This is a genomic window from Candidatus Pelagibacter communis, from assembly GCF_001180225.1.
Classification (GTDB): domain Bacteria; phylum Pseudomonadota; class Alphaproteobacteria; order Pelagibacterales; family Pelagibacteraceae; genus Pelagibacter; species Pelagibacter ubique_D.
Genome location: NZ_CVST01000040.1, coordinates 126,638 through 147,420, shown reverse-complemented (window position 1 = coordinate 147,420; position 20,783 = coordinate 126,638). Strand labels below are relative to the sequence as shown.

Genomic DNA, 20,783 nt, shown 5'->3' with positions numbered 1-20,783 from the left:
ACTATCTAAAATGAGTGAGTAATTTTTTTGACAAATCTGATTTAACAAGAAAAGATGCTGATGCAATAGTATCTGATACATTACAAAATTGTGATGATGGTGAGCTATATTTGGAGGACACTAAATCCGAATCTATTTTATTAGATGATAATAAAATTAAAAGCTCAAGCTATAGTTCAGATTTAGGTTTTGGATTTAGAGCAATTACAGGAGAGGTTGTTGCATATTCTCACTCTAATGAAATATCAAAAGATTCATTAAAAAAATCTTCTGAAAATTTAAAATCTACACTGAAATCTATGAAAGGTACTTATAATCAAGATATTTCAAGATCTAATAAAAAATTTTATCAAGATATTAATCCCATAGAGCAAAAAACATTAAATTCGAAATTAGAAGTATTAAATAAAGTAAATGAGTATCTAAGAAAAAAAGATCAATCTGTAAAACAAGTTACTACGAGTTTTGCAGGTGAACAAAAATCTATTGAGATTATAAGATCAGGTGGTGAGGTATTAACTGATGTCCGACCACTAATTAGATTTAATGTATCTGTGATGTTAGAAAAAAATGGAAGAAAAGAAACTGGCGTTTATGGAATAGGTGGAAGACAATCTTATGATGAATATCTAAAAAATGACAATTGGAAAACTGTATGTGAAGAAGCATTTAGAATTGCGTCAGTAAATTTAGAAAGTAAACCTGCTCCAGCAGGAGAAATGAAAGTTGTTTTAGGACCTGGATGGCCAGCAATTTTAATACATGAAGCTATTGGACATGGTTTAGAGGGAGACTTTAATAGAAAAAAAACTTCTGCATTTCATGATCTTATGGGCCAAAAGGTTGCCAGTGAGGGAGTTACGATTGTTGATGATGGAACAATTGATAATAGAAGAGGTAGCTTAAGTATTGATGATGAAGGTACACCAACAGAAAAAACAGTATTGATTGAAAATGGGATATTAAAGAATTTTATGCAAGATAGATTAAATGCTAGATTGATGAATACCAAATCGACTGGTTCAGGAAGAAGAGAAAATTATAGACATGTTGTTTTGCCAAGAATGAGAAATACAATGATGTTGAGTGGAAACCAAACTCAAGAAGAAATGATCAAATCAGTAGATAAAGGAATTTTTGCAGTAAGTTTTGGAGGAGGACAAGTTGACATTACATCTGGAAAATTTGTATTTAATTGTACTGAGGCATATGAAATTAATAACGGAAAGATTGGTTCACCGATAAAGGGAGCGACATTAATAGGAGATGGTCCTTCAATTTTAAAAGAAGTTTCTATGGTTGGAAACGATATGATGTTAGATCCTGGTATAGGAACTTGTGGTAAAGCTGGACAAGGTGTACCTGTTGGAGTTGCCCAACCTTCAATTCTAATCGATAAAATGACAGTTGGTGGAACAAAACTTTAAATTATGGTTAAGGATCAAGAATATTTAAGATCAAAAGCATCATTTTGCTTAGATTTAGCTAAAAAATTAGGTGCAACCGGATCAAGTGTAACAGTAGGTCATTCAATTTCTGAAACTGTAAATTTTAGAAATAATACTTTAGACGAGTCTAATAGATCAGATGGATTAGCAATAAGTATAGAGACTTATTTGGGAAAAAAAAGATCTTCAATTTCTTCATCAAACTTATTAGATGATAACATTAAAACCCTAATAGAAAAATGTTTTGAAACAACTAAAAATACCCCTGAAGATGAATTTAATTCTTTACCAGATAAAGATCTTTTGGCTAAAGAAATTAAAAATTTAAATTTATATGATGAAACACACTTTGATAATGAAAAAAAAATTGAGTATTTAAAAGAACTTGAGAGCGTTGCATCTTCAGAAGAAAAAATCATAAATACAGAGTCTAGTTTTACTGAAAATAAATCTAACTTTATTTTAGCAAATAGTGATGGATTTTGTGATGGATACAAATCATCTTCATTTAGTGCATCTTGTGTTACTGTTGCTAAAGATGAAAATAGTATGGAAAGAGACTATGAATTTACAAGCAAACGTCATTTATCTGACATTAAGGGCGCAAAAGAACTTGGTCAAAAAGCTTCTGAACAAACTATAAAAAAATTAAGCCCAAATAAAATTGGAAGTGAAAAAATAAGCATTATATTCGATAAAAGAATTGCAAAAGGGATGTTGGGAGCTTTTGCAGGGGCCATATCTTCATCTGCGATTTCTAGAGGAACATCTTTTCTTAAGGACAAAATCAATGAACAAATATTTACAGAAACAATAAATGTTATTGATAAACCCGATATAAACAAAGGTGTTGGGTCCCAAATTTTTGATTCAGAGGGAGTAAAATCAGATACTTTAAATCTTGTACAAAATGGTGTTTTAAAAAATTATTTAGTCGATACTTACAATGGAAAAAAACTTAACTTAAAATCAAATGGACGATCTGGTGGTACAACAAATTTATATTTCGATAATGGAAATATTAGTTTTGAAGATTTATTAAAAAGTAATTCAAAACATATTTATGTAACCGAAACAATAGGCCATGGAAGTAATTTAGTTACAGGAGATTATTCAGTGGGTGCAACAGGCTTCCTAATTGAAAATGGCGAATTTAAATTTCCAGTAAATGAGATAACAATTGCAGGAAATTTCAAAGATATGTTTAAAAATATAACTTTAGCCAGTGATTTAGATTTTGAATATTCCATTAACTCACCAACTATGATGATAGAAGGAATGACAGTTGCAGGTAAATGAGCACTTACTGTGTAATTGGATCTGGAATATCTGGTGCTACAATTTCAAATCTATTAAATAAAAAACACTCTGTAGACCTCTATGACAAAGCAAGAGGTCCTGGTGGGAGATCGTCATTTAAAAGGTTAGATAAAAAAATAGGCTTTGATCATGGCGTTCAATATATTTCCCCTAAGACTAGTGAGTTTAAAAAATTCACAACAAAACTCATAGAAAAAAAAATATTAAAAAATTGGAAGGGCCAGCATATTTTTCAAAATAAAAAAATTAAAGAAAATAAAAATCATCAAAAAATAATTGGCAGAAAAGGTAATAACGATATTAGTAAGTATTTATTAAAAAAAATTAATTGTAATTTTCAAAAAGAATTAAAAAAAATTGATTATAATAAAAACAAATGGAAACTTACCTTTGCTGATGGTGATAATAAATTTTATGATAATCTAATTTTAACTTGCCCACATCCTCAATTACTTAAATTAGCAAAAAAATTTATTAATCATTCTTTTATTAAAAAAAAATTAAAAATGGATGCAAATATTACTGTCATGATAAAAATGAAAAAAACAAAAAAAAATATAAGTAGTTTTTTGTTTGATGATCAAATTTTAGGTTGGGCTGCTAGAGAAAATAGTAAGTTAAGATTTAAAAGTATTTATGAATTTTGGACACTTCAAAGTACAGCAATATGGGCAAATAAAAAAATTTTAAAAAATAAAGAAAATAAAGATTTAAATTCAAAAATATTAATTAACAAATTTTTTGATCTGACTGGTATTAAAAAAACCAACATCCTTTTTTCTTTAAATCATGGATGGATGTATTCATCAAATTCAAAACCTTTAAAAATTAAAAGTTATTGGAATTCAAAAATTAATTTAGGAGTTTGTGCTGATTGGTTTGTTGGACCCAGATTAGAAGCGGGATGGATAAGTGCTAATGACCTTTTTAGGAAAATAAAGAGATAAAATTACTCAATATTTTTAATTCTATACTCCCAACTTCCCATTCTTTCATAGGTAACTTTAACTATCACTGAAGTTTTTTTATCAAGCCATATATCAAAATTTAATCTTTTGTCTTCTGGAAGTGTCATGTCTTTTGAAGTGAGTTTAAAATGATCAGTATTAAATTCTTTTCCATTGATAGTGATTTTTTCCTTACCGATAAATGTAACTAGTTGTTCTTTTATACTTCCAGAAATAGGACTAATTTGGCTTTCTGCCTGTAATAATTTATGGCTCCACCAATTTCCAATTGTACTTTTCAAAGAAGCTTCACCAGAAAAAGAAGAACCTTGAATATCAAATTTATTAGTTTGATTATTTAATATTAAATTTACAAATTTTTCTTTTTTATTCTGACGTGTTTTAGATTTAAAGGAAATTAAATTATCTCCTAAATATTTTTCTTCTCCAAAACCTTCTACTTCAAAAATAGTTGCTCCAAGTAGTTTTACCGTAAATTTATATTCATTATTTACAGTTGTTTGATTGTCTTTCCTAGAAAAAGAGTAATTGTTGTATCCTATAACTTCATTATTTCTTAATATTTCAAGTTCAATTTTTTTAAAGTTATTATAATGACCAACATGCGCGTTTGAGTTAAAAGTAATTAAAAATAATATAAGAATAAAATAAAATTTTTTCATGATAACAATATAAATAAAAAGAAATTTAAGAGTATCAGTATTTAATGTTCCTATCTATAAAAAATATTCCGAAAGTAAATTGGAGCTCAAATGAAAGTTTGAATTTCAGACCAAAATTTTCAACGTCATTTTTCTTAATTTTTGGATTAACAATTTTTGGTTTAGGAGAAGGTTTGTTAATTTTATCAACAACTGGAAACTCACCCTGGTCAGTATTAGCTGAAGGAATTTCACTTAACTCCAGTTTATCCATTGGAGCAGCAACTTTTTTTGTAAGTGTAGGAGTACTTTTTTTATGGATTTTTTTAAAACAAAAACCAGGCCTTGGAACAATATTTAATATCATCGTGATTGCTGCTATGATTGATTTCACTCTAAATTATTTTCAACCGCCTTCATCTCTTTTTACAAAATATTTATTAGCAGTTCTTTCAGTAATTTTAGTAGGACTTGGTAGTGGTATTTATTTAGTAGCTAACCTTGGTCCAGGTCCACGAGATGGTTTAATGACAGGACTAACAAAAACAACAAATTTACCTATAGCCTTGGTAAGAGCTTTTTTAGAAATTACTGTTGTAATTATTGGTTGGTATTTAGGTGGGACCGTTGGAGTGGGCACACTTATATTTGCTTTTGGAATTGGCCCTTGTGTAGCTTTAGGACTATTTTTAGTTGGAAAAATATTTAACTAAGCAGCTGCGCTAGTTTTCTCACTTTTTTTTCTTTCATGAGGATCAAGAATTGCTTTTCTCAATCTACAAGACTCAGGAGTAATCTCTAATGCTTCATCACTGTTAAGCATACTTAGTTGTTCAGCTATTGACATTTTTCTAACAGGAGTAAGAACTACGTTTTCGTCAGTTCCTTGTGTTCTCATGTTTGTTAATTTTTTTCCTTTCATGACATTTATAATCATGTCTCCTGGTTTTGGTGATAATCCAACAATCATACCTGGATAAACAGGATCATTATGAGTGACAAACATTTCTCCTCTTGCTTGAAGGTTAAAGATTGCAAAAGCTACTGCTTTACCTTGTTCCATAGCAATCAATGCACCATTTCTTCTACCTTCCATTTCACCTTCGAAAGGTCCGTAGTCGTGGAATATTCTATTAATTACACCTTCCCCTTTAGTAAGAGTTAGAAATCTACTTGTGTATCCCATCAAACCTCTCGTAGGTGCATGAAATATCAATCTTTTCTTATTTGTACCGGTATCTTTTAGTTCAATTAACTTACCTTTTCTTCTATTCATTGAGTCGATTACTTTTGAAGAGTGTTCTTCATCTAAATCCATAGTAATTTCTTCAATTGGTTCAAGTTTGTTTCCTTGCTCATCAGTCTTAAACAAAACTTTTGGTGGACTCACTGTCATTTCAAAACCTTCTCTTCTCATTTGAGTAAGAAGTATTTCCAACATTAATTCACCTCGTCCACTTACAACGAATGAGTCTTTTCCATCATTTTCTGAAAAAGTAATTCCAACATTGTTTTGTGCTTCTTGAACTAATCTTTCTCTAATTTGTGTACTTGTAAGTTTTTTACCCTCTGTTCCTGCTAATGGAGAAGTATTAACAGTTATTGTAATCGACATTGTAGGAGGATCAATCGGAGTTGCTGGTATAGGATCATTAACTTCCAAATTACAGATTGTATCAGCAACATTTGCCTTTTCTAATCCAGCTACAACGACAATATCTCCTGCTTCTCCAACATCAATTGGAACTTTTTTAGTTCCTTCATATCTAAAAATCTTTGTTAATTTTCCTTCATCAACTTTTTCACCATTTAAATTAATAGCTTTGATTGGTTGATTTGCTCTTGCTGTACCTTGTGTAATTCTACCCACAAGACTTCTACCTAAAAAACTGTCTGAATAAAGCAATGTAGATAACATTGCAAAAGGTTTGGTTTTATCTAATTCAGCCGGTTTAACGTGCTCCACAATTAAGTCTAATAAAGGATTTAAATTTTCTCTTGGTCCATCTACCTCATGATCAGCCCATCCAGATCTTCCACTTGCATATAAAACAGGAAAATCTAATTGTTCTTCATTTGCATCTAAACTTACAAATAAATCAAAAGTTTCATCTAAAACCTCATTAGCCCTTTGATCCGCTTTATCTAATTTATTGATCACTACAATTGGTTTCAAACCTTGTTTTAATGCTTTCGATAAAACAAATTTTGTTTGAGGCATTACTCCTTCTGCAGAGTCGATTAATAAAAGAGCTCCGTCAGCCATACTCAAAACTCTTTCAACTTCTGCTGCAAAATCTCTGTGGCCAGGCGTATCGATAATATTTATTCTTGAATCATTCCAGTTAATAGATGCAGGTTTTGCAAGAATTGTAATTCCTCTTTCTTTTTCTAGTTCCCCAGAGTCCATTAATCTTTCATCAACAACTTCATTTTCTCTAAATGATCCACTTTGTTTCATTAAATTATCAATCAAAGTAGTTTTGCCATGGTCGACATGGGCTATGATTGTGATGTTTCTTATATTGTTGCTCATAAATTGTGGCTCTTATACATATTTAATTTGATATTAAAACTTAAAAAAACTCATGACTGGCTTGATTAATTTAAATAACTTGTGATTAATTAGGCTTTTTTTGTTTATCTTTTTTAAGTTTCCTTTTTTCTTTAAAACTTAATTTGGGTTTTTTTTTTACACTCGAATCTTTAAATGACTTTCCACTGTATCTTTTAGACATAATCAATATTTACCTAAAAAAAAAGGCCATCATATGATGGCCTTTTAAATTTTAGTTTTAGAGTAGTGGGATTACATTCCCATTCCACCCATTCCTCCCATGCCGCCCATACCACCAGGCATACCACCAGGCATTCCACCACCAGCAGCATCTTTTTCTTCAGGTTTGTCAGCAATCATCGCTTCTGTAGTTACTAATAATCCAGATATTGAAGCAGCATCTTGTAGAGCAGTTCTTACAACTTTAACAGGATCTATAATACCTTTAGCAAACATATCGCAATATTCTTCACTTTGTGCATCATATCCATGTGTTTTTTTATTTTGCTCTAACAATTTACCAACAACTACTGAACCGTCTACACCAGCGTTTTTTGTAATTTGTCTGATTGGAGCTTCAAGTGCTTTTCTAACAAGCTCTACACCAGCTTTTTGATCGTCACCTTTTGCTTTAACCTTATTAAGGTCTTGAGCAGCGTAAAGTAATGCACAACCACCGCCAGTTACAATACCTTCTTCAACTGCGGCTCTTGTTGCGTTCAAAGCATCTTCAACTCTATCTTTTCTTTCTTTAACTTCAACTTCAGTTGCACCACCAACTTTGATTACAGCAACTCCGCCAGCTAGTTTTGCAAGTCTTTCTTGAAGTTTCTCTCTGTCATAGTCAGAAGTTGTTTCGTCAATTTGTTGTTTAATTGAAGCACATCTTCCTTCGATATCAGATTTTTTACCACTTCCATTAACAATGGTGCTGTTATCTTTATCTACTTTAACTTTCTTACATGAACCTAGGTCATCAAGTTTAACATTCTCAAGTTTAATTCCTAAATCTTCAGAAATAACCTGACCTCCAGTTAAGATAGCAATATCTTCAAGCATTGCTTTTCTTCTATCACCAAAACCAGGTGCTTTTACCGCAACTACTTTTAGACCACCTCTTAACTTGTTTACAACTAAAGTTGCTAAAGCTTCACCTTCAACATCTTCAGAAATAATCATTAATGGTCTACCTGCTTGAACAACAGCTTCTAAAAGAGGAACCATTGGTTGTAGATTTGTTAATTTTTTTTCATGTAAAAGAATGAAAGGATTATCTAACTCAGTAGTCATTTTATCACTGTTTGTAATAAAGTATGGTGATAAATAACCTCTGTCGAATTGCATACCTTCAACAACGTCTAGTTCAGTTTCAATTCCTTTATTTTCTTCAACTGTTATAACACCTTCGTTTCCAACTTTTTGCATTGCTTTTGCAATCATAGTTCCTATTTCTTTATCACCATTTGCAGAAATAGTTCCAACTTGTGCAATTTCATCACTGTCTTTTACTTTTTTAGCTGATGCTACTAAGTTTTCTTTTACAACTTCAACCGCTGCATCAATTCCTCTTTTAACATCCATAGGATTCATGCCAGCAGTTACGTATTTTACACCTTCTCTAACAATTGCTTGTGCAAGAATAGTTGCAGTTGTTGTACCATCACCAGCTTCATCGTTTGTTTTGCTAGCAACTTCTTTAACCATCTGCGCACCCATGTTTTCAAACTTATCTTCAAGATCAATTTCTTTAGCAACAGAAACACCATCTTTAGTAATTCTAGGTGCACCATAAGATTTATCCATTACAACGTTTCTTCCTTTAGGACCCAAAGTTACTTTAACAGTATCAGCTAAGATATTTACTCCTCTAATCATAGCTGCTCTTGCTTCAGCATCAAATTTAACAACTTTTGCCATTTTGTTTTCTCCTTTAAATTAAATTACTTACTTGAAATACCCATAATGTCAGACTCTTTCATTATGCTATATTCTTTGCCATCTATTTTGACTTCAGTCCCAGACCATTTGCCAAATAAAACTTTGTCTCCAACTTTAACATCCATTGGAATTGTTTTTCCATCTTCTGTTTTAGCTCCACCACCAACAGCAACAACTTTTCCTTCTTGAGGCTTTTCTTGAGCTGTATCTGGTATAATTATTCCACCAGCAGTTTTTTCACTACTGTCTAAAACTTCGATTAGTACTCTGTCATGTAACGGTTTAAACTTCATAAATCTCCTTTATAATTCTATATAAATATGAGCCTCATATAGATATTTCGTAGCCTATTTCAAGATTAGAGAATCTTTTCAGAGTAATTATGCTAGGAAAATATAAATATTATGGTTTATAGGTAAAATAATGACTAAAAATTTAGACCTAGATGGCCTTCAGTCAATTGCTAATAATTATGACCTATTTTACATAGATTTATGGGGGGTCATTCATAATGGTGTCAAATTACATAACTCGGCAATAGCAACTCTGAATGAACTGAAGAAAAAAAATAAAAGTTTTGTTCTATTAACCAATGCTCCAAGACCAAATACTACAGTGAATAAATTTTTAGAAAAAATGGGTATGAGTGAAGATTTGACAAAGCATGTTTATACCTCGGGTGAAGCAGCTTTAAATTTTTTAAAAACATCTTTCAAATCTAAGAATTTTTTTCATATAGGTCCCCCTAGAGATTTTGATTTATTCAATGAATTTAAAAATAATAAATCAACCGAACTAAATGAAAGTGAATATTTACTTTGTACAGGTTTGTTTGATGACCATGAGGATGATTTAAGTTATTATAAAAGCTTGCTTGAAAAACACATAACAAAAAAAATGATTTGTACCAACCCTGATTTAATTGTTGATAGAGGTAATATTAGAGAATTGTGTGCAGGTTCAGTTGCTATGGTTTTTGAAAAAATGGGAGGAGAAGTAATTTATTTCGGCAAACCTCATGCTGAGGTTTATAATCAGTCTATAGACAATATTGGTAAGAAAGTTTTGGCAATTGGTGATAATTTAAATACAGATATAAAGGGTGCTAACTTATTAAATTACCATTCCTTGTTGGTTTGTAATGGAATTCATAAAGAAGAAATACAGAACAAAGGAGTTACCGAAGTATCAAAAGAGTATGAAGCTATCGTTAATTTTACTCAAACAGAATTAAAATGGTAAAGTTATATAAAAATTTCAATATTAATAATCACCATAAAAACTCAATTATATTAATTGGAAATTTTGATGGTCTTCACTTAGGACATCAAAAATTATTTAAATTAGCTCTATCATATAAAAAAAAATATAATTCAAAAATTGGTGTGATTAATTTTGATCCAATGCCTAAGATGTATTTTAATAATTCATTGAAGAATTTTAAAATTTCTTCTGTAAATCAAAAAATAGAATTACTCAAAGAATTAAAAGTAGATTTTATAATTACAAAAAAATTTGATAAAAATTTTTCTAAAATAAAATCAACTAAATTTATAAAAGAAATTTTATATAAAAAACTCAATTGTAAATTTATATTTGTAAGTAATAATTTTAGATTTGGAAATAAAAGAGAAGGTGATGTTAAATTACTTATACAAAATGAAAAAAATTATAATTATAAAGTAATCAAACCAAAGCCACTTTTAAAAAGTAAAAAAATAGTATCTTCAACGATAATAAGAAACTTGCTGGAAAAAGGTAATTTAAATAGAGCTAATAAATTTTTAGGAAGAGAGTGGACCATTGATGGAATAGTTCAAAAGGGAAGACAAGTTGGAAAAAAAATTGGTTTTCCAACATGTAACATAGATATTAAGGATTATGTCTTAGCACAGCCAGGAGTTTATGCAGTAAGAGTATTAAGAAAAAAAAATCAAAAAAAATTGAGTGGTATAGCAAATCTTGGCTACAGACCCACATTTAATCAAAAAAAAATCTTACTTGAGGTACATTTGTTTAATTTTTCTGGAAATCTTTATAATAAGCTTTTATCAGTGCAGTTTTTAAAGTTTATTAGAAAAGAAAAAAAATTTAAGAATGTTGATCAACTCAGAAAACAAATTAAATCTGATTTAAATATTGCAAAAAAAACTAAATGAGTAAATCTAATATAAATTTACCTAAAACAGCTTTCTCTATGAAGGCCAATTTACCAATCAGAGAGCCTGAGATTCTGGATTATTGGCAAAAAATAAATCTTTATGATCAATTGAGAAAATCTAGTAAAGGCAAAGAAAAATTTATTTTACACGATGGCCCTCCCTATGCAAATGGCAATATTCATATGGGGACAGCATTAAATAAAATTTTAAAAGATATAATTGTAAAATTTCATCAAATGGATGGAAAAGACTCAATTTATGTCCCTGGATGGGATTGTCATGGTTTGCCCATTGAATGGAAAATAGAAGAGGAATACAAAAAAAATAAGAAAAATAAAAATGATGTTCCTATAGTTGAGTTCAGAAAAGAGTGTAGATCTTTTGCGGAAAAATGGATTGAAATTCACAAAGGTCAATTTAAAAGATTAGGCGTAGTTGGTGATTGGGAAAATTATTATTCTACAATGAGCTTTGATGCGGAAGCTCAAATAGTAAGAGAGCTAGGAAAATTTCTTAAAGAAGGAAGTTTATATCGAGGTTACAAACCAGTTTTATGGTCAACTGTAGAAAAGACTGCACTTGCTGATGCAGAAGTAGAATACCAAGATCATAAGTCAGATACTATATATACATCGTTTCCAGTAAGGTCGTCTAAGATCAAAGAATTAGAAAAAAGTGAAATTATAATTTGGACCACAACACCATGGACGATTCCTGCAAACAAAGCTTTAGCTTATAATGAAGCATTAGAATATGTTTTATTGCAAGTTAATGATGAGGGAGATTTTCAAAACAGAAAAATAGTTGTCGCACAAGCTTTACTTGAGTCAGTCATAAAAGAATGTGGAATTAAAAATTATAAAGAGATTAAAAAGTTTAAAGGAAAAGAGTTCAAAGATACTATTTGTAATCATCCCTTTTTAAAATTAGGTTATGAAACTGAGATCCCAATGTTAGAAGCAAGATTTGTGACGACAGAGCAGGGTACTGGAATAGTTCATTGTGCGCCAAGTCATGGACCAGATGATTTTAATTTATGTTTGAATAATGGAATAAAAGCAATAGAGACAGTTGATGGTGATGGGAAATATACAAATAATGTAAAATTATTTGAAGGTATTCATATTTTTAAAGCTAATCCAATAGTAATTGAAAAACTTAAAGAGCAAAAAAATTTATTATCAAATGGTGAGCTAGTTCATTCTTATCCTCATTCTTGGAGATCAAAAGCACCATTGGTTCATAGAGCAACACCTCAGTGGTTTATTTCTATGGAAAGTCATAAATTAAGAGACAAAGCTTTAAAAGCCATTGATGATACAACATTTTATCCAAGCAAGGGAAAAGAAAGATTAAAATCTATGATCGAAACTAGACCTGATTGGTGCGTTTCTAGACAAAGAGTGTGGGGTGTCCCTTTACCTATTTTTGTTAATAAAAAAACTAAAGAAATTTTAGTTGATGATGAAGTTAATGAAAATATTGCAGCAATTTATGAAAAAGAAGGATCTGATTGTTGGTTTTCAGACGATCCGCAAAGATTTTTAGGCGATAAATATAAAGCCCAAGATTATGATAAATTAAGTGATATCGTTGAAGTTTGGTTTGATAGTGGCTCAACTCACTCATTTGTATTAGAGAAAAGAAATGACCTTAAATGGCCAGCATCAATGTATTTAGAAGGTTCAGATCAACATAGAGGGTGGTTTCATTCATCATTATTAGAATCATGTGGAACTAGAGGCAGAGCTCCTTTTGACTCAATTTTATCTCACGGTTTTGTCGTAGATGGAAAAGGTTTAAAAATGTCTAAATCATTAGGAAATGTGATTGCTCCAGAAGATATTTTAAAAAAATATGGAGCAGATATTTTAAGAATTTGGGTAGCATCATCTAATTATTCTGAAGATTTAAGAATAGATTATTCAATCTTAGATCAACACGCAGACTCCTATAGGAAGATTAGAAATACATTTAGATATTTGTTAGGAAATCTTAACGATAATTTTGAGATAATTGATCTTGAAAAAATAGAACTAAATAAATTACCTGATTTAGAGCAGTATATGCTACACAAATTGTATTCTTTAAACAATAATTTCAAAAAATATTTTGAGAATTATGATTTTCATAATTTGTATAAAGAATTATTAAATTTTTGTACTGTAGATTTGTCAGCTTTTTATTTTGATATAAGAAAAGACACTTTATACTGTGATTCTTTAGATGACCCTAAGCGAAAATCAACTATCTTGTTGCTAAATATAATTTTAAATTCTCTGCTTAGATGGTTTGCTCCAATATTGTCTTTCACAACTGAAGAAATTTATCAATTATTATTTAAAAACCAAAAAAGTATTCATTTAGAAAACTTTTTAACTTTCCCAAAAAGTTTTCATAATGAAAAATTAAATAAGAAATGGATTGAGTTAATTAAAATCAGAAATTTATGTAATGTAAGTATAGAAGAAAAAAGAGCAGCCAAAGTAATAGGATCAAGTTTAGAAGCTGAAATTAAAATTCATTTAGATCAAAATTTAGAAAGTATCACAAAGGATATTGATTTTTCAGAGCTTTGTATAACATCTAAAGCTGAAGTTAAATATGAAAATAATATCGACGTAAATGTTCTTACAGAAAAAGCAAAAGGAACGAAATGCTCTATGTGTTGGAAAATAAATGAAAAAGGATGTGCCAGATCTAATTGTCCTCAAAGTTCTTAATGTCTTTAAATAAAATATTTAAAAATTATTTTTTAGAAATGGTTATTATTTTAATCATTTTTTTTTTAGACAGAATTTCAAAACTATTTGTAATTCATCAGGATAAACTTAATTTTAATTCTGAAATATACTCATCAAAATTTTTGAATATTCATTTAATTTGGAATGAGGGAATAGCGTTTGGATTATTTTCATTTAATGACGATTATTTTTATAATTTACTAACTTTTTTAATATTTATAGTAATTATTTTTATTATTTTTATGATAAAGAAAAGTGATCCTTTAAGAAAATTTGCACTATTATTAGTACTGGGTGGTGCTTTGGGAAATTTTTTTGATAGACTAATTTACAAAGCTGTACCAGATTTTATAGATTTTCATGTGGGTAATTTTCATTGGTTTATTTTTAATGTATCAGATATATTTATAACTATAGGTATAATTTTAATGATATTAATTGAAATTATGAACAAATCTGAAGAGATAAATAATGAAAAAATTTAATCTTATTTTCATTTTAGGTTTAATATTAACTATTTTATCAGGATGTAATACAGTTAAAGAAGGTTTTAAAAATCCAAAAAAAAATAGTAGCGATGAGTTTTTGGTGGAAAAAAAATCTCCATTGGTGATGCCTCCAGAATTTAATGAGCTTCCTATTCCTAATGAAAATAAAGATACAGAACAGAAAGAAGAGAACAAAATTAAAAGTCTAATCACTGATAGTAGTGCGAATACCGAACAGGAAGTGTCAGATATCGATCTAGAAGGATCTATTTTGGACAAAATAAAAAATAATTAATGCTCACAAAAAATATTAAACTTAAGCTTTTTAGGGAAAAAAAGTTAAACAGAAACTTAAAAAAAAAATTAATAAATCTCCTCAAAGAAGATAATTTTGTAATCAAATCATTAAAAAAAGAATACAAAAATAATTTTAACAAAAAGACAATTTCTAAATTTAAAAGTTATATTAATTTTAGAGTTTTTGGGATGGGAGGATCCTCACTAGGAACCCAAGCGATTTATGATTTTCTAGGACATAAAATAAAAAAAAAATTTGAATTTTTAGATAATTTAAAATCAAATAAAAAAAAAAATACAAAAAAAAGATATTTAAATTTAATAATATCTAAATCTGGCAATACTATTGAAACCATTGTTAATACAAATATTTTTGTTAAAAAAAAAAGTGAAAGTATTTTTATTACAGAAAATAAAAAAAATTATCTTCATACTTTAGCTGAAAAATTTAAATCAGAAATAGTTCATCACAATAATTTCATAGGAGGAAGATACTCTGTTTTATCAGAAGTAGGAATGTTGCCAGCAGAGTTGATGGGTCTAGATTCAAATAAATTTAAACAACTTAATAATTTGATGAAAAATAAAAATTATTTTAATTCTTTAGTAAATAATGTTGACCAAATTCTATTCTTTGTAAAAAGAAAAAAATTTAATTCCGTGATCATAAATTATGATGAGAAATCAATAAATTTGTTCAATTGGTATCAGCAATTGGTAGCTGAAAGTTTAGGAAAAAAGAGTATTGGTGTACTTCCTATTATCTCAAATATGCCAAAAGATAATCACAGCGTTATGCAATTATATTTAGATGGTTTTAAGAACAATTTTTTTACTTTTTTTTACGTAAAAGAAAAAAATTCTCCAAAAATCAACAATAGTCAAATTTTACAAATGCAAAGTTATTTGAAAAATAAAGATATTGATCATATTATTTATGCTCAAAAACAAGCTACTGAAAATGTTTTTAAAAATAACAAATTACCCTTCAGGAGTTTTGAGATTTTGAAAAGAGATGAAAAAACACTAAGTGAACTTTTTACTTTCTTTATTTTAGAAACAATCTTGTTGGGAAGAGCTCTTAAAATTAATCCTTTTGACCAACCAGCTGTTGAGTTAATTAAAACTGAAACAAAGAAAATTTTAACTTAAATAAATTTTCCAAATATTATTTTAGAAATTCCATATTTTTTTTCTTCAATAATCTTAAATTTGTCTGGAAAATTATCCTTTTCTTTTTTATGTCTATGAATAATTATTATTCCATCTGGTTTAAGAGTTTTGAATTTAGAAAGATTATTTAAAATAGTATTAACATCTCTTTCTTTGTATGGAGGATCTAAAAAAATAATATCAAACTTTTCTATCTTTTTTAAAAAATCAATATCAATAAAAATATTCTTCTCAATAATTGAATAATTTTTGACCGTTTTTAAATTTGTTAAATTTTTTTTTAAGATTGGTAATATTCCTTTGTAATTTTCTACAAAAATTACATGTTTTGATTCTCTTGATAAACATTCCAAACCAAATGATCCTGTCCCAGAAAATAAATCCAGGACATAAGATTTTTCAAGATCTATAGAAAATTTATTTGAATGATTAATAATGTTAAAAATAGACTCTTTTGTTAAATCTTTTAAAGGTCTTGTTTCTTTATCTTTAGGTTCAAGAATTTTTTTACCTTTAAAATTACCACCAATAATTCTCATTTATTAATGACTTTGTATCCAATATCTTTTCTAAAAAAACCCTTTTCCCAGTTTAATTTTTCTAAGTTTTCGTGAATATTTTTTTTTGCTTCACTGTAAGTGTTTGAAAGTGATATAAAATTTAATACCCTGCCTCCAACAGAATAAATTTTATTATCTTGTTTTAGTGTTCCAGCATGAAATAGATAATTATTCTCATTTAAATTTAATTTATCAAAATTATTTATAATTAAATTTTTATCATATTTATCTGGATAACCATTTGAGCATAATACGACACACAAACTTTTTTTATTTATCCATTTTATATCTATTTCATCTAGTTTTTCATCAATACATGATTGAAAAATTTTAATGATATCAGTGTCTAATGTTGGCAAAATTGTTTGACATTCAGGATCACCCATCCTTACATTGTATTCAATTAAAAATGGTTCATTCTTAACAATCATTAATCCTGCATATAGAAAACCTCTATATTTTGTTCCTAAATCATTTATACCTTTTAACGTTGGTTTAATAATTTTTTCTATAATTTTTTGCTCTAATTTTTCATTAAATAATCTTGATGGTGAATATGCGCCCATCCCACCAGTATTTTTACCTTTGTCTCCTTCACCAACTCTTTTATGATCTTGAGCTGAGCCAAAATACTTAAATGTTTTTCCATCACTAATTATGAAATAGCTCATTTCTTCACCTTCTAAAAATTCCTCAAAAAGAATATTTTCTGCAGCTCCAAACTTGCCATCAAATATTTCTTTTACCGCTAAATATGACTCTTTTTTTTCTCTACAAATATAGACACCTTTACCAGCTGCTAAATTATCTGCTTTAATTACTAATGGGTGTTTTGCATTATCTATATAATTACAAGATTCCTCAGCATTTTTAAAAACACCAAACTCTGCTGTTGGTATATTATATTTTTTACATAGATTTTTTGTGAAAATTTTTGAACCTTCTAATTGTGAAGCAATTTTATTTGGTCCAAAAACTTTTATTTTTAATTTTTCCAAGTAGTCTACAATTCCATTCACAAGTGGATCTTCAGGACCCACTACAACAAAATCGATATTATTTTTTTTTAAAAATTCATGAACTTGTTTGAAGTTATTTATATCTAGCGAAATATTTTCAGCTATTTCAGATGTTCCTGCATTACCTGGTATGCAGTAAATTTTTTCAACTTTGTTTGACTTAGATATTGAAAATGTAAGAGCATGTTCTCTCCCTCCACTGCCTAAAATTGCAATTTTCATATAACTATTTATATATCTTAGAAATGAAAAATAAATTAGCTAAATTAAAGTATCTTCCTAATAACTTCAATGTATTGGAGGCTGGTGACCATGTAATGTGTGCTGTTTCAGGTAAAAAAATCATGTTAGAAGACTTAACATATTGGAATGTTGAAAAGCAGGAAGCTTATTACTCTTATGTAGAAGCAAACAAAAAAAGAGAACTATCTTTTAAATAATAAATTTACTTCCAACGGTTGTGAGACCAAATCCAGTGCTCAGGTTTCTTTATTATCATTTTTTCAAGAATTTTATTTAATTCATCAGTAATGGAATTTATTGAGATATCTTTTGAAAAAAAGATTGGTTTATTAATAGTTATCTTAAATTTTAAATCATTCATTCTTTCTATAAAGACAGGCACTATAGGAATGTTGTATTTTTTAACCAACTGTGCTGGAATTGTTGTTGTTAATGCTTTTTTGTTAAACAAATTGCTTAAAATTCCCTCTGATACTCTTTGATCTATCATTAATGCAGTCGAAAAATTTTGTTTCTTATATTTTACTAAATTTTTTAAACCACCTATGCCTTTTTTAATCTGATTTTGGCATATGTATTTTTTTCTAATTTTTTCCATTATTATATTCAAGAAAATATTATTTAATGGACGATAAATAGTTGCAAGTTTGATATTATTTTTTTCTAAACTCATTGCCATTAATTCAAAATTACTAAAATGTCCTGAGATAAAAACTACCTGTAATTTTTTTTCTTTTATTTCTTCCAAAATTTCTTTTCCATCTATTTCTATATTTTTTTCTAAATTTCCATATCTAAAATTTTTAATAAAAATATATTCTGCAAATACCCTGCCATAGTTATTCCACATTGAAATTTTGATCTGATCTAGATTTTCTTTGCTTATGTTTGGTAATGCTCTTTTAATATTTTCATCAATTATTCTTGTGGATCTAAAAAATGGTCCTATATTTTCAAATATTTTTCCACCCAACTTTGAGGATAATTTTACCCCTAATATTTTAAATAATATAAAACAAAACAAAGTTAGTAAAAATTGAAAAAAATATTTTATAAATTTCATATTTTAGATTATTGACTCAATAAATTTTTCTTTCTCTAGGATGTTCAATTTAGATTTTATAAATTTTAAATTATTAAAGTTCATATCTTTTAACCTTAAAAAATCTTTTTCAGTTGTCACAATCTTGCAATCTAATTCTTTTGCTAAATTGATTATTTTTTTTATATCTTCATCTTTGTAATCATAATGATCTGCAAATTCTAAATCTTTTAAAATTTTAAAACCACATTCTTCCATCATTGAAATAAAAGTTCCATGATTACCAATTCCTGAAAACGCCAAATAGTTATCTTCAATATTAAACTCATCTAAATTTTCTGGCATATATTTTCCTATATATATCTGAATATTTGGGTTGATATTAAGTATCTCTTTTTTAAGTTGCTCTAAATTCTGTAAATTGCCATTTATAAATACATTTTCATAATTCTTTAAGTTACTAATTTTTTCTCTTAATGGTCCCGCAGGGATTGTAAATCCGTTCCCAATCCAATTAATATTATTAAAACAAACAATTTTTGTGTCATATTCAACACTTTTATCTTGAAGACCATCATCCAAGATAGCAACCTCAAAACCTTTCTTTTCAGCTTCCGTAATAGCGTTAAATCTTTTTTTAGATAAAAAAAGTTCACCATGATTTTTTAAGAGAATTTGTTCATCTTTTTGATTACTATAATATTTTTTAATAAAACAAGATTTTATACTTTTTTTTTCTAAAATATTTTTAACTTCTATACTTAGAGAAGTTTTTCCAGTACCCCCTATATAAATGTTTCCAATGCAGATAGTTTTTATTTTAAATTTAGTTTTTTTTGGACTACTTTTAAGCAAACTTAAAAATTGAATTAATACTGCAATAGGAAGTAATAAATATGCTAAAAAGTTAGGTTTCTTAATTTCCCAAAATCTAGGTTTTTTTAAATTCATTTAGGATATATTTATCTAGCTCTTTTATAGTTTTTTTTAAAATTTTATCTCCAATCTTTTTTATTTTCACCCCAGTATTTTTGTTTTTTTTGAATTTAATTAAAGAAGCTAATTGTTTTGGGGAGTAAATAGTTCTTGATACATTTAAAGATTTAAGATGTTTATAAATATCAGTAAAATTATTTACATTAGGACCATGCAATATATTTGCTCCAAATCGAGCTGCTTCTAATGGATTTTGTCCACCTTTATTGACAATTGAGCCACCTAAAAATACTGATGGACTAATTTCATGAAATTTTTTTGTTTCACCAAAACTATCAACTAAATAAATATCTACTTTTTTTAGTTTTTGATTTTTTGAACTATGTAAAGTTATATTTAATCCAAGGTCATTTAGTTCAGAACTAATTTTATTTACTCTATGTATATGTCTTGGAATAATAATTGTTAAAAGATTTTTATATTTTTTTTTAAGATGCAGATGCGTTTTGCCACAAAATATCTCTTCAGGACTGTGTGTGCTTGAAGCAATCCAAATTTTTTTCTTTTTAAATTCTGATATTAGGCTCGAATTAAATTTATCAGAATAATAATCTCCAATTTCTGCAAATTTTAAATTTCCTAGATTATTGATTTTAGTATTTGAAAGTTTTTTTATATAAGAAAACGTTTCTATATTTTGTGGATAAGCAATTGTTAAATTGTCAAAAACTGATTTTCCAAAGCTCTTAATTTTAATCCAATTATTATATGTTTTTTTTGTTAATCTTGCGTTTAATAAAATTAAGGGTATTTTTCTTTTATTTATATTTTGAAACATACAGGGCCAAATTTCTGAGTCGATGAAGATAGCCACATCAGGTTTCCAAAAATTTAGAAATCTATTTATAATTTGGTAGAAATCTACAGGATAAAATTGATGCGTAGTTTTTTTGAATCTAAATTTTTTTATAACTTTTGATGAACTTAATGTACTGGATGTAATTAATATTTGTCTGACAGATTTATTTTTTTCATAATGTTTAATTAAAGGGATAACACTCATAATTTCACCTACACTTGCACCATGAAACCAAATGAGTTTGCCTTTAATTCTTTTTTTTGATGGAAAACTAAATTTTTCTGTAAACCTATTTTTATCTTCTTTTTTTTTTATTAATCTAAATACAATTATAAAAGGGGATAATATTAAAATTAACAAAACAATTATTTGATATAAAAATAACATT

At 27.9% G+C, this 20,783-nt stretch carries 20 protein-coding genes; 11 read left to right on the top strand and 9 right to left on the bottom strand.

What is annotated here, in order from left to right; translation table 11 throughout:
• The first annotated feature begins 14 nt into the window (after window positions 1-14).
• The 3 genes from tldD to AMN99_RS03490 are packed head-to-tail and all read left to right on the top strand — an operon-like array spanning window position 15 to window position 3,715.
• Window positions 15-1,427 carry a metalloprotease TldD gene (tldD, locus tag AMN99_RS03500; protein WP_075506450.1) on the top strand — a complete coding sequence of 471 codons (1,413 nt, stop codon included), beginning with the start codon at window positions 15-17 and terminating at the stop codon, window positions 1,425-1,427.
• A gap of 3 nt (window positions 1,428-1,430) precedes the next feature.
• Window positions 1,431-2,747 carry a TldD/PmbA family protein gene (locus AMN99_RS03495; RefSeq protein WP_075506449.1) on the top strand — a complete coding sequence of 439 codons (1,317 nt, stop codon included), beginning with the start codon at window positions 1,431-1,433 and terminating at the stop codon, window positions 2,745-2,747.
• Complete coding sequence (locus AMN99_RS03490; RefSeq protein WP_075506448.1) at window positions 2,744-3,715, top strand: NAD(P)-binding protein; 972 nt, start codon at window positions 2,744-2,746, stop codon at window positions 3,713-3,715. Before AMN99_RS03495 ends, AMN99_RS03490 begins: the two co-directional genes overlap by 4 nt.
• A 2-nt stretch (window positions 3,716-3,717) precedes the next feature.
• Here the strand turns inward: AMN99_RS03490 and AMN99_RS03485 are convergent, their stop codons facing one another.
• Window positions 3,718-4,398, bottom strand: coding sequence for a DUF6134 family protein (locus tag AMN99_RS03485; protein WP_075506447.1), 681 nt, complete (start codon window positions 4,396-4,398; stop codon window positions 3,718-3,720).
• A gap of 44 nt (window positions 4,399-4,442) precedes the next feature.
• On the opposite strand from AMN99_RS03485, the gene AMN99_RS03480 reads away from it, so the two are divergent.
• Window positions 4,443-5,090, top strand: coding sequence for a membrane protein YczE (locus AMN99_RS03480; RefSeq protein ID WP_075506446.1), 648 nt, complete (start codon window positions 4,443-4,445; stop codon window positions 5,088-5,090).
• Here AMN99_RS03480 and typA read toward each other — a convergent pair.
• The 3 genes from typA to groES all read right to left on the bottom strand — a co-directional run bounded on the left by typA (window position 5,087) and on the right by groES (window position 9,165).
• Window positions 5,087-6,913 (bottom strand): translational GTPase TypA, encoded by a 1,827-nt coding sequence (gene typA, locus AMN99_RS03475; RefSeq protein ID WP_075506445.1) that lies wholly within the window; start codon window positions 6,911-6,913, stop codon window positions 5,087-5,089. The genes AMN99_RS03480 and typA overlap by 4 nt on opposite strands.
• 273 nt (window positions 6,914-7,186) lie before the next feature.
• Window positions 7,187-8,851, bottom strand: coding sequence for a chaperonin GroEL (gene groL / locus AMN99_RS03470; RefSeq protein ID WP_075506444.1), 1,665 nt, complete (start codon window positions 8,849-8,851; stop codon window positions 7,187-7,189).
• Between the two features lie 23 nt (window positions 8,852-8,874).
• Entirely contained in the window at window positions 8,875-9,165 is a 291-nt protein-coding gene (gene groES, locus AMN99_RS03465) for a co-chaperone GroES (protein WP_075506443.1), read from the bottom strand.
• A gap of 130 nt (window positions 9,166-9,295) precedes the next feature.
• On the opposite strand from groES, the gene AMN99_RS03460 reads away from it, so the two are divergent.
• The 6 genes from AMN99_RS03460 to AMN99_RS03435 are packed head-to-tail and all read left to right on the top strand — an operon-like array spanning window position 9,296 to window position 15,715.
• Window positions 9,296-10,114 carry a TIGR01459 family HAD-type hydrolase gene (locus AMN99_RS03460; protein ID WP_075506442.1) on the top strand — a complete coding sequence of 273 codons (819 nt, stop codon included), beginning with the start codon at window positions 9,296-9,298 and terminating at the stop codon, window positions 10,112-10,114.
• Window positions 10,108-11,031, top strand: coding sequence for a bifunctional riboflavin kinase/FAD synthetase (locus AMN99_RS03455; RefSeq protein ID WP_075506441.1), 924 nt, complete (start codon window positions 10,108-10,110; stop codon window positions 11,029-11,031). The genes AMN99_RS03460 and AMN99_RS03455 overlap by 7 nt, the downstream gene beginning before the upstream one ends.
• Window positions 11,028-13,757 (top strand): isoleucine--tRNA ligase, encoded by a 2,730-nt coding sequence (gene ileS, locus AMN99_RS03450; RefSeq protein WP_075506440.1) that lies wholly within the window; start codon window positions 11,028-11,030, stop codon window positions 13,755-13,757. The genes AMN99_RS03455 and ileS overlap by 4 nt, the downstream gene beginning before the upstream one ends.
• Window positions 13,757-14,263 (top strand): signal peptidase II, encoded by a 507-nt coding sequence (lspA, locus tag AMN99_RS03445; RefSeq protein ID WP_075506439.1) that lies wholly within the window; start codon window positions 13,757-13,759, stop codon window positions 14,261-14,263. Before ileS ends, lspA begins: the two co-directional genes overlap by 1 nt.
• A complete protein-coding gene (locus tag AMN99_RS03440; protein ID WP_075506438.1) occupies window positions 14,250-14,561 on the top strand; it encodes a DUF3035 domain-containing protein in 312 nt (103 codons plus the stop codon). The genes lspA and AMN99_RS03440 overlap by 14 nt, the downstream gene beginning before the upstream one ends.
• Window positions 14,561-15,715, top strand: coding sequence for a glucose-6-phosphate isomerase (locus tag AMN99_RS03435; protein WP_075506437.1), 1,155 nt, complete (start codon window positions 14,561-14,563; stop codon window positions 15,713-15,715). Before AMN99_RS03440 ends, AMN99_RS03435 begins: the two co-directional genes overlap by 1 nt.
• Here AMN99_RS03435 and rsmD read toward each other — a convergent pair.
• Window positions 15,712-16,275: a 16S rRNA (guanine(966)-N(2))-methyltransferase RsmD gene (gene rsmD, locus AMN99_RS03430; RefSeq protein ID WP_075506436.1), complete on the bottom strand. Its 564-nt coding sequence runs from the start codon at window positions 16,273-16,275 to the stop codon at window positions 15,712-15,714. The genes AMN99_RS03435 and rsmD overlap by 4 nt on opposite strands.
• Window positions 16,272-17,537: a phosphoribosylamine--glycine ligase gene (gene purD / locus AMN99_RS03425; protein ID WP_075506435.1), complete on the bottom strand. Its 1,266-nt coding sequence runs from the start codon at window positions 17,535-17,537 to the stop codon at window positions 16,272-16,274. Before purD ends, rsmD begins: the two co-directional genes overlap by 4 nt.
• Before the next feature lie 23 nt (window positions 17,538-17,560).
• Here purD and AMN99_RS03420 point away from each other — a divergent pair, with 23 nt between their 5' ends.
• Window positions 17,561-17,755: a DUF2093 domain-containing protein gene (locus AMN99_RS03420; RefSeq protein WP_075506502.1), complete on the top strand. Its 195-nt coding sequence runs from the start codon at window positions 17,561-17,563 to the stop codon at window positions 17,753-17,755.
• Window positions 17,756-17,760: 5 nt separating this feature from the next.
• Here the strand turns inward: AMN99_RS03420 and AMN99_RS03415 are convergent, their stop codons facing one another.
• From AMN99_RS03415 to AMN99_RS03405, 3 genes are read right to left on the bottom strand one after another with little or no spacing between them, the layout of a single operon-like run.
• Window positions 17,761-18,621 (bottom strand): lysophospholipid acyltransferase family protein, encoded by an 861-nt coding sequence (locus tag AMN99_RS03415; RefSeq protein ID WP_075506434.1) that lies wholly within the window; start codon window positions 18,619-18,621, stop codon window positions 17,761-17,763.
• A gap of 3 nt (window positions 18,622-18,624) precedes the next feature.
• Window positions 18,625-19,551 carry a tetraacyldisaccharide 4'-kinase gene (gene lpxK / locus AMN99_RS03410; protein ID WP_075506433.1) on the bottom strand — a complete coding sequence of 309 codons (927 nt, stop codon included), beginning with the start codon at window positions 19,549-19,551 and terminating at the stop codon, window positions 18,625-18,627.
• Window positions 19,532-20,782, bottom strand: coding sequence for a 3-deoxy-D-manno-octulosonic acid transferase (locus AMN99_RS03405; protein ID WP_075506432.1), 1,251 nt, complete (start codon window positions 20,780-20,782; stop codon window positions 19,532-19,534). Before AMN99_RS03405 ends, lpxK begins: the two co-directional genes overlap by 20 nt.
• Window position 20,783 lies beyond the last annotated feature (1 nt).

Excerpts from the sequence above, each read along its gene's own strand:
- AMN99_RS03495 (WP_075506449.1), top strand. The coding sequence starts at position 1,431 with ATGGTTAAGGATCAAGAATATTTAAGATCAAAAGCATCATTTTGCTTA.
- AMN99_RS03490 (WP_075506448.1), top strand. The coding sequence starts at position 2,744 with ATGAGCACTTACTGTGTAATTGGATCTGGAATATCTGGTGCTACAATT.
- AMN99_RS03485 (WP_075506447.1), bottom strand. The coding sequence starts at position 4,398 with ATGAAAAAATTTTATTTTATTCTTATATTATTTTTAATTACTTTTAAC.
- AMN99_RS03480 (WP_075506446.1), top strand. The coding sequence starts at position 4,443 with ATGTTCCTATCTATAAAAAATATTCCGAAAGTAAATTGGAGCTCAAAT.
- typA (WP_075506445.1), bottom strand. The coding sequence starts at position 6,913 with ATGAGCAACAATATAAGAAACATCACAATCATAGCCCATGTCGACCAT.
- groL (WP_075506444.1), bottom strand. The coding sequence starts at position 8,851 with ATGGCAAAAGTTGTTAAATTTGATGCTGAAGCAAGAGCAGCTATGATT.
- groES (WP_075506443.1), bottom strand. The coding sequence starts at position 9,165 with ATGAAGTTTAAACCGTTACATGACAGAGTACTAATCGAAGTTTTAGAC.
- AMN99_RS03460 (WP_075506442.1), top strand. The coding sequence starts at position 9,296 with ATGACTAAAAATTTAGACCTAGATGGCCTTCAGTCAATTGCTAATAAT.
- AMN99_RS03455 (WP_075506441.1), top strand. The coding sequence starts at position 10,108 with ATGGTAAAGTTATATAAAAATTTCAATATTAATAATCACCATAAAAAC.
- ileS (WP_075506440.1), top strand. The coding sequence starts at position 11,028 with ATGAGTAAATCTAATATAAATTTACCTAAAACAGCTTTCTCTATGAAG.
- lspA (WP_075506439.1), top strand. The coding sequence starts at position 13,757 with ATGTCTTTAAATAAAATATTTAAAAATTATTTTTTAGAAATGGTTATT.
- AMN99_RS03440 (WP_075506438.1), top strand. The coding sequence starts at position 14,250 with ATGAAAAAATTTAATCTTATTTTCATTTTAGGTTTAATATTAACTATT.
- AMN99_RS03435 (WP_075506437.1), top strand. The coding sequence starts at position 14,561 with ATGCTCACAAAAAATATTAAACTTAAGCTTTTTAGGGAAAAAAAGTTA.
- rsmD (WP_075506436.1), bottom strand. The coding sequence starts at position 16,275 with ATGAGAATTATTGGTGGTAATTTTAAAGGTAAAAAAATTCTTGAACCT.
- purD (WP_075506435.1), bottom strand. The coding sequence starts at position 17,537 with ATGAAAATTGCAATTTTAGGCAGTGGAGGGAGAGAACATGCTCTTACA.
- AMN99_RS03420 (WP_075506502.1), top strand. The coding sequence starts at position 17,561 with ATGAAAAATAAATTAGCTAAATTAAAGTATCTTCCTAATAACTTCAAT.
- AMN99_RS03415 (WP_075506434.1), bottom strand. The coding sequence starts at position 18,621 with ATGAAATTTATAAAATATTTTTTTCAATTTTTACTAACTTTGTTTTGT.
- lpxK (WP_075506433.1), bottom strand. The coding sequence starts at position 19,551 with ATGAATTTAAAAAAACCTAGATTTTGGGAAATTAAGAAACCTAACTTT.
- AMN99_RS03405 (WP_075506432.1), bottom strand. The coding sequence starts at position 20,782 with ATGTTATTTTTATATCAAATAATTGTTTTGTTAATTTTAATATTATCC.